The organism is Catenibacterium sp. (assembly GCF_052354645.1).
In the GTDB taxonomy this organism is placed as follows: Bacteria; Bacillota_I; Bacilli_A; order Erysipelotrichales; family Coprobacillaceae; genus Catenibacterium; species Catenibacterium mitsuoka_A.
Map to the genome: position 1 here is coordinate 1 of NZ_DAWDDM010000084.1, position 7489 is coordinate 7489.

7 protein-coding genes are annotated in these 7489 nt (G+C 35.7%); all 7 read left to right on the plus strand.

The window, feature by feature from the left end; all coding sequences use genetic code 11:
• Positions 1-1317 (plus strand): UDP-N-acetylmuramoyl-L-alanine--D-glutamate ligase (gene murD, locus ACT8VG_RS05220; RefSeq protein ID WP_444195337.1); only part of this gene is annotated, 1317 nt, incomplete at its 5' end.
• Between the two features lie 11 nt (positions 1318-1328).
• Complete coding sequence (gene murG / locus ACT8VG_RS05225; protein ID WP_187012291.1) at positions 1329-2417, plus strand: undecaprenyldiphospho-muramoylpentapeptide beta-N-acetylglucosaminyltransferase; 1089 nt, start codon at positions 1329-1331, stop codon at positions 2415-2417.
• A 1-nt stretch (position 2418) separates the two neighbouring features.
• Positions 2419-3330 carry a UDP-N-acetylmuramate dehydrogenase gene (gene murB / locus ACT8VG_RS05230; protein ID WP_022424825.1) on the plus strand — a complete coding sequence of 304 codons (912 nt, stop codon included), beginning with the start codon at positions 2419-2421 and terminating at the stop codon, positions 3328-3330.
• Between the two features lie 2 nt (positions 3331-3332).
• Positions 3333-4106, plus strand: coding sequence for a cell division protein FtsQ/DivIB (locus tag ACT8VG_RS05235; RefSeq protein ID WP_444195338.1), 774 nt, complete (start codon positions 3333-3335; stop codon positions 4104-4106).
• 103 nt (positions 4107-4209) lie between these two features.
• Entirely contained in the window at positions 4210-5475 is a 1266-nt protein-coding gene (ftsA, locus tag ACT8VG_RS05240) for a cell division protein FtsA (protein WP_187012293.1), read from the plus strand.
• A 15-nt stretch (positions 5476-5490) separates the two neighbouring features.
• Complete coding sequence (gene ftsZ / locus ACT8VG_RS05245; RefSeq protein ID WP_187012294.1) at positions 5491-6567, plus strand: cell division protein FtsZ; 1077 nt, start codon at positions 5491-5493, stop codon at positions 6565-6567.
• 40 nt (positions 6568-6607) lie between these two features.
• Positions 6608-7387 (plus strand): pyrroline-5-carboxylate reductase, encoded by a 780-nt coding sequence (gene proC / locus ACT8VG_RS05250; RefSeq protein ID WP_444195339.1) that lies wholly within the window; start codon positions 6608-6610, stop codon positions 7385-7387.
• The last annotated feature ends 102 nt before the right edge of the window (positions 7388-7489 follow it).

Sequence of the window (7489 nt, forward strand, 5' to 3'; positions counted from 1 at the left end):
GTATTAGGACTTGCAAAAAGTGGTAAGGCAGCAGTTGAATTATTAAAGTTTATGCATGCTGATATCACTATCAATGAATCAAAGAAAAAAGAAGATATTCCTGAATATGACACATATGTGAGTGAAGGAATTGAAATGGTTTGTGGTGGACAGCCAGATGAATTATTTGAAAGAGATTTTGACTTTGTAGTTAAAAATCCAGGAATCAATTATCATGCACCATTTATCTTGCGTTTAAAAGAACGTGGTATTCCTGTTTATACAGAAATTGAATTAGGTTATAAAGTGGCTAAAAAGCAGCATTATATTGCGGTAACAGGAACAAATGGAAAAACGACCACAGTGACTTTGATTTATGAAATCTTGAAGGCTGCAGGTCGCAAGGCACATATTTGCGGTAACTACGGTATTCCTTATTGTGAAGTCGTGTTAAATGAACATTTATATGAAGAAGAAGGACATGATGTTGTAGTAGAAATGTCTAACTTCCAGCTTATTGATATTGAAGAATTCAAGCCAGAAGTGGCTACAGTTTTAAACTTAACACCGGATCATCTTGATTATATGGACTCTCTAGATGAATATTATGCATCTAAGATGCGAATTTATATGAATCAGGATGAGAATGATTTATTTATTAATAATAGTGATGATGAAACTTTACAGTCTTATTTAGCACAGTATCCTGTTCCATCACATATTGAAACATTCTCAGTTAAAAGCTTGGCAGATGTAGAACTTAAAGACAATGCAATCTATTACAAGGGTCAGAAGGTCATTAGTCGTGATGAAATCAAGATTGTAGGTTTACATAATGTTGCGAACATGATGGTTGCGATTGCAGCGTGCAGAGCAGTAGGTGTAAGTCTTGAATCTATTCATGACACTTTAGCTGCATTCAAGGGTGTAGAACATCGTATTGAGTTTGTAAGAGAACTTGATGGCGTACGTTATTACAATGACTCTAAGGGAACTAATACAGATGCAGCAGTGATTGCGATTAAAGCATTTGAAAAACCTGTTATTTTATTAATGGGTGGTCATGAAAAGAATCTTGATTTAAAGGACGTAAGAGAACAAAATCCTCTTATTAAGACACTCATCTGTTTTGGTGAGACAAAAGAACGTTTCTCTAAAGATATGCAACATCCTCATACAATCGTGGTAGATCATATGAAAGATGCAATTTTAAAAGCAAAAGAGATTGCTGAAGAAGGCGATGTTGTATTGCTTTCTCCTTCAACAAGTTCATTCGATGAATTCCATAGTTATGTTGAAAGAGGAAATGTCTTCAAAGACATCGTGAACAAGTTATAGGAGTGAGTTAAATGAAAATTATAGTAAGTGCTGGTGGAACAGGAGGACATATCTATCCTGCTCTTGCCTTAGTTGATTATATTAAGAAATGTGATCCTGATACTGAATTCTTATTTGTAGGTACAACAGATAGATTAGAATCTCAGATTGTACCTCAGATGGGTTTGGCATATCGTGGTTTACATGTAAAAGGTCTTGTAGGCAATCCTTTACAGAAAGCTAAAAATGCTTTGATTTTCTTAAAATCTTTAAAGTCTTCAAAGAAGATTTTAAAGGAATTTAATCCAGATATCGTTATTGGGTTTGGTGGTTATCCTAGTGCATCTATTGTCTTAGCAGCAAGTCAGAAAGGCTATAAGACAATGATCCATGAACAGAATTCCATCATTGGTTTAACAAACAAGATCTTAATCAAGCGTGTAGATGAAATTATCTGCTGTTATGAAAAAGCTTTAAAAGCATTTCCACAGGATAAGACAAAGTTACTCGGTAACCCTCGTGCTTCTGTTGTATCTGAAGGAGTACTCAAAGATGTACATGATCTTTACAATATTGCACCTGATAGAAAAGTTATGGTGATTGTTATGGGATCACTTGGTTCCGCAACAGTCAATGCTGTAATGAAGGATGCATTACATAAGATGGATCATAAGGATTATGATGTACTTTATGTAACAGGTAAGACTTATTATGAAAAGATGAAGGAAGAACTTAAGGACTTAAGTGATTCTATTCATGTATTACCATATATTGATGATATGCCTAGTGTTTTACATAGCTGCGATTTAGCAGTGAGCCGTGCAGGTGCTACAACTCTTGCTGAAATGACAGCATTAGGGACAGCTTCTATTATTATTCCTAGTCCTTATGTAGTGGCTAACCATCAGGAATACAATGCTCGTGAACTTGTAGCCAAAGGGGCTGCTCATTTGATTCTTGAAAAAGATTTAAATGCAGATGCATTTGTAGAAGTTGTTGATCAATATATGAACAATGAAGAAATGCGTAAAGAATTATCTAAAAAAGCACTTGCTTTAGGTAAGCCTCATGCATGTGAGGATATTTATAAAGAAATATTAAAATTAACTGGAGGACGCTAATATGGATGTGAAGCAGGTATATAACGATCTTGTGTCTATGAATATAGGCAAAGTCATTGAGAATGAACCTATGTACAAGCATACAACCTATAAAGTGGGTGGACCTGCCAAGATATTCGTTAAAGCAAACGATATCGATTCACTTATTCAGACTTTAAATTATTGTCGTGATCATGATATTAAGCACATGGTTATCGGTAATGGCAGTGATCTCCTATTTAGTGATAAAGAATATGATGGTATCATTATCTCAATGAAATCATTTGATGATGTGAAGATGAATGGTAGCACTATTGTGGCACAGGCGGGTGTCTCTATGATTGCCTTAGCTTATTCGAGTGCCAAAGCAGGATTATCAGGATTTGAATTTATGGGTGGTATTCCTGGAGATATGGGTGGTGGTATTTATATGAATGCTGGTGCCTATAAGTATTGTATGGCAGATGTATTTGTAAGTGCACGTGTGCTTGATGATGACTTAAATATCATTACATTAAGCAAAGAAGATATGGAATTCTCTTATCGTCATTCAGTGTTACAAAAGCATCCAAACTGGATCATTCTTGATGCAACATTTGAAATGACAGCTAAAGATCCAGGAGAAATCCGTAAGGTATTAGATAAGCGTAAAGAACGTCGTATGAGTACACAGCCATGGAATTTTGCATGTGCAGGTAGTGTTTTTAGAAACCCTGAAGAAAAACCTGCCTGGCGTTATATTGATGAAGCAGGGCTGCGCGGTTATGAAATTGGTGGTGCACAGGTATCACCTAAACATTCGAATTTCATCGTAAACAATGGATATGCAAGTGCAAAGGATATACTTGATCTCATTAGACTTGTAGAAAAAACTGTTTATGAGAAGTTTGGAGTCAAGCTTCATAAAGAAGTTATTTTAGTGAATTGGGATTAAATATGGATAAGAAGCCCGATTTTCAATTTAATGAATATGATCGCAGCCCATCACGTGAGTTAATTGAGAAAAATAGACGTAGAAGAAAACTAAGAAAGCGTCGTTTGACACTTCTTGGTATTATTCTTTTAATAGTTTTGGGATATATGATATCCCCATTATCAAAGGTTATGTCTATAAAGGTCACAGGTAATTCACAGCTTACAAAAGATTTAGTTGTAAAAGAATCAGGCATTACAGATCATACCTATCATTTCTTGTTAAAAAATGACACGATTAAAGATAATCTGAAGAAGACAGGTCTTGTCACAAAGGCTTATGTTACTCATAACATCCTTGGTGGTGTTTCTATTGAAATTCAAGAAGCTGCTTTAGTCGCATATATGGAACTAGACAATAAAACCTATATCGTTACTGAAGAAGGTAAACTTATTCAGGTTGTTGAAGGTATGAATTATACAGGACTTAAACAAATTCCTAAGATTTCAGGATTTACTGATATCAAGACAGTAGAAGAACTTGCAAGCCAGTATGTTGCTATTCCTGTTACGATTAGAAATGCAGTAAGTGATATCGTTTATTCTCCAGCAAAAGGATATGATGATCGTGTGGCTTTAATACTTGATGATGGAAAGAAATTGATTTTAGATATCCAGGGTATGAAGGATACATTGTCTCCATCTCGTTTTGATTACTCTGCTTATATGCAAAGTAAAAGTGATGTATGTGTATTCTCATTTGAGGGAAGAAATTTATACATGACTAAATGCGAGTAAACCTTACGAGTCATATATATGTAACTCGTGATAAGTAGTCTATAAATCGTTTTCATTATTTTGTAATTATGATAAAATAAGATTATATGTAAGGAGAGTGTCTATGAAAAGAATATATGCTGTTTTAGACATCGGTTCTACGACACTGAAGCTACTTGTCGCAGAGTTGATGAGCACTAATATTAATATACTCTTCACGAAGAAATTAGCGAGCCATGCCATTGAGGGTGGCTTGATCAAAAATGAAGAAGTACTGGTTGATGAAATCAGATCAATTATTAAGGAAGCAGATGCTGAATTGAATACAACAATTACATCTGTTGCACTTGTTCTTCCTAGCAATTATGCAAGAACATACCAAACTAAAGGTATTACAAAAGTGAATTCACCTCAGGATAAAATTGAGGTCAGTGATATTGTACGTGTTTTGAAGATTGCACAACGTTTTGAAAAGAGCAAGAAAGAAGAAATTGTATCAACTATTCCTGTTAAGTATCTTTTAGATACAAAAGAAGTGGATCATATGCCTCTTGGTATGCGTTCTGCCTCTTTAAAGGTAGAAGCACTTGTGATTACTACAAACAAGAAGGTATTGTATTCTTACCTGACAGCTGTAGAAAAAGCAGGATTGGATGTTATTGATATTACGATTGATGCATATGCTTCTGCAAAAGAAGCGTTTGATGCTGTATATCTTCAAGAAGGTGCAGTGATGATCAATATCGGATATGATCATTCAACTATTTCTTTCTTTGAAGAGGGCTATTTGAAATATTTGAAGACTGTACCAATAGGTGGCTATACCTTAACTTGTGCTATTGCAGATGCATGGCAGATTTCTATGGAACAGGCCGAAATATATAAAGTGAAATACGGCACATGTGAAAATGGTCTTGGTGAAGAAGATATTATCCATACTACTATCGTAGATGGGGTAGAAAAGAATTATACACAGAGGGATTTGTCTGAAGTATTACAGACAGCTGTGTGGGAAATGATGGCACAAATTAAACACTGTTTAGATGCTATCAATGATGGACGTACTTATGAAACTGTTGTTGTCGGCGGTGGAGGGGAATTACCTTGCCTCAATTTAATTGCGACAGATGTATTAGGTACACCTGTAAGATGTTATCGACCTGAAACAGTAGGTGCAAGAGATATGTCTCTGGTACCATGTTTAGGTATGTTATATTGCCTAGATGATCGTAAGGAATTGATAGGTGAAGATGTTGTATCACTTGTTCTTCCTGATTTATCAAGCACGATGAGTTTAAAGGTGAGAGGTCTAACGATGGCTAAGACTGAAACAACTCATCATAAAGGCAAGTTTAGAAAGTTTTTTGATTCGATATTAAGTGATGATTAAAGTGAGGGCAGGACAATGGATGAAAATTTAGATTTTGTGAAGGTTGCAAAAATAAAAGTTATTGGTGTAGGTGGCGGAGGAAACAACGCCGTTAATAGAATGGTGACTGATGGAGTAAAAGGTGTTGATTTCTATGTAGCAAACACTGATGCACAGGTATTAAAAGGTATTACAGGTGTGAACAAGATCTTCTTAGGAAAAGATATTACACAGGGATTAGGTGCTGGAGGAAATCCAGAAATCGGACGTAAAGCAGCTCAGGAATCTGAAAATGAAATTAGAGAAGCTTTAGCTGATGCAAATATGGTCTTTGTTGCTGCCGGAATGGGTGGTGGAACAGGTACTGGTGGTGCACCAGTTGTTGCAAAGATTGCAAGAGATTTAGGCGCATTAACAGTAGGTGTTGTCACTTCTCCTTTCACATTTGAAGGGCCTAGAAGAAAAAGACAGGCTTTTGCAGGCTTAGAAGAATTACGTAAGAACGTAGACTCTATTATCGTTGTATCTAACGATCGTCTTCTTGAAGTAATTGGTAATCGTCCAATGAATGAAGCATTCAGAGAAGCAGATAACATTTTACGTCAGTCTGTTCAGACTATTACTGATTTAATTGCGATTCCAGCAATGATCAACCTTGATTTTGCGGATGTTAGCTCAGTCATGAAGGATCGTGGCGATGCACTTATTGGTATTGGTATGGCTGAAGGTGAAAATAAAGCACAGGAAGCTGCAAAACGTGCTGTATCATCTCCATTATTAGATGTATCTATCAACGGTGCAAAGGATGCAATCGTCAACATTACTGGTGGACCTAGTATGTCATTATTTGAAGCAAGCGAAGCATTTGCGACTATTACTGAAGCAATTGGCAATGATGTCAATGCAATCATGGGTGTAGCTTCAAATGATCAGTTAGATGACCAGATCATCGTTACTATCATTGCGACTGGTTTTGAAGAAGATCAGCCTGAAGAAGAAGTTGTAGTAACTCCAAAACAGACATATACAGTACATGGTAATAAGACAACTACAGTTGTTGAAGATGATGATGAAGATCCATTACCAGGCTTTATTAGAAATAGAAAAATTTAAGCTAACATTATGTTAGCTTTTTTTACAAGGGGGAATTCTTATGTATAAATTTGGTTTTGTAGGCATGGGTAATATGGCCAGTGCAATTGCGCAAGGTTTTGTAGAATCTGGATTTATTCCAGGTAAAGAAATATGTGCTTATGATTTAAATAAAGCTCAATTAGATAAAATGAGTTCTTTTGGAATTGTAGCTTTAAATGATGCACATGAGGTCGTAAAAGAAAGTGATTTTGTCTTTTTATGTGTTAAACCACAGGTGATTGAATCAGTAATAGCTGATATCAAAGAAGATTTAAAAGGCAAAGCAGTTGTTTCTATTGTACTTGGCTATGACTTTGATAAATACAATACACTATTAGATGCTTCTACAAGACATTTAACAGTTATGCCAAATACTCCAATGGCAGTAAGAGAAGGCATGTGTCTATTAGAACAGACTCATTCTTTAACTGATGAAGAATTTAGTGCTATTAAAGATGCTTTCTCATCAGTAGGAGAAATAGAAGTAGTACCAAACCACTTAATGGCTGTAGGTGGCGCATTGTCAGGGTGTGCACCTGCTTATATCTATATGGTGATTGAAGCGTTAGCTGATGGTGCTGTTATGCAGGGCATGCCAAGAAAGATGGCTTATAAGCTTGCAAGTCAGACAGTACTTGGATCAGGAAAGATGCAATTAAAAACCGATCTTCATCCGGGGATCTTAAAGGATAATGTTACTTCACCAGGTGGTTCTACTATTAGAGGCGTAAAAGCTTTAGAAGATGCTGGTATGCGCAGTGCATTTATTAACGCAATTGAAAAATCAATGAACAAATAAAACATAGCCTATAGGCACTAAAATAGCGCTTATAGGCTGCTTTTTTTATTTTTTCACAAAAAATGAATAAAAATCAAAAAAAGTCTTTACAAAGGAAATGAA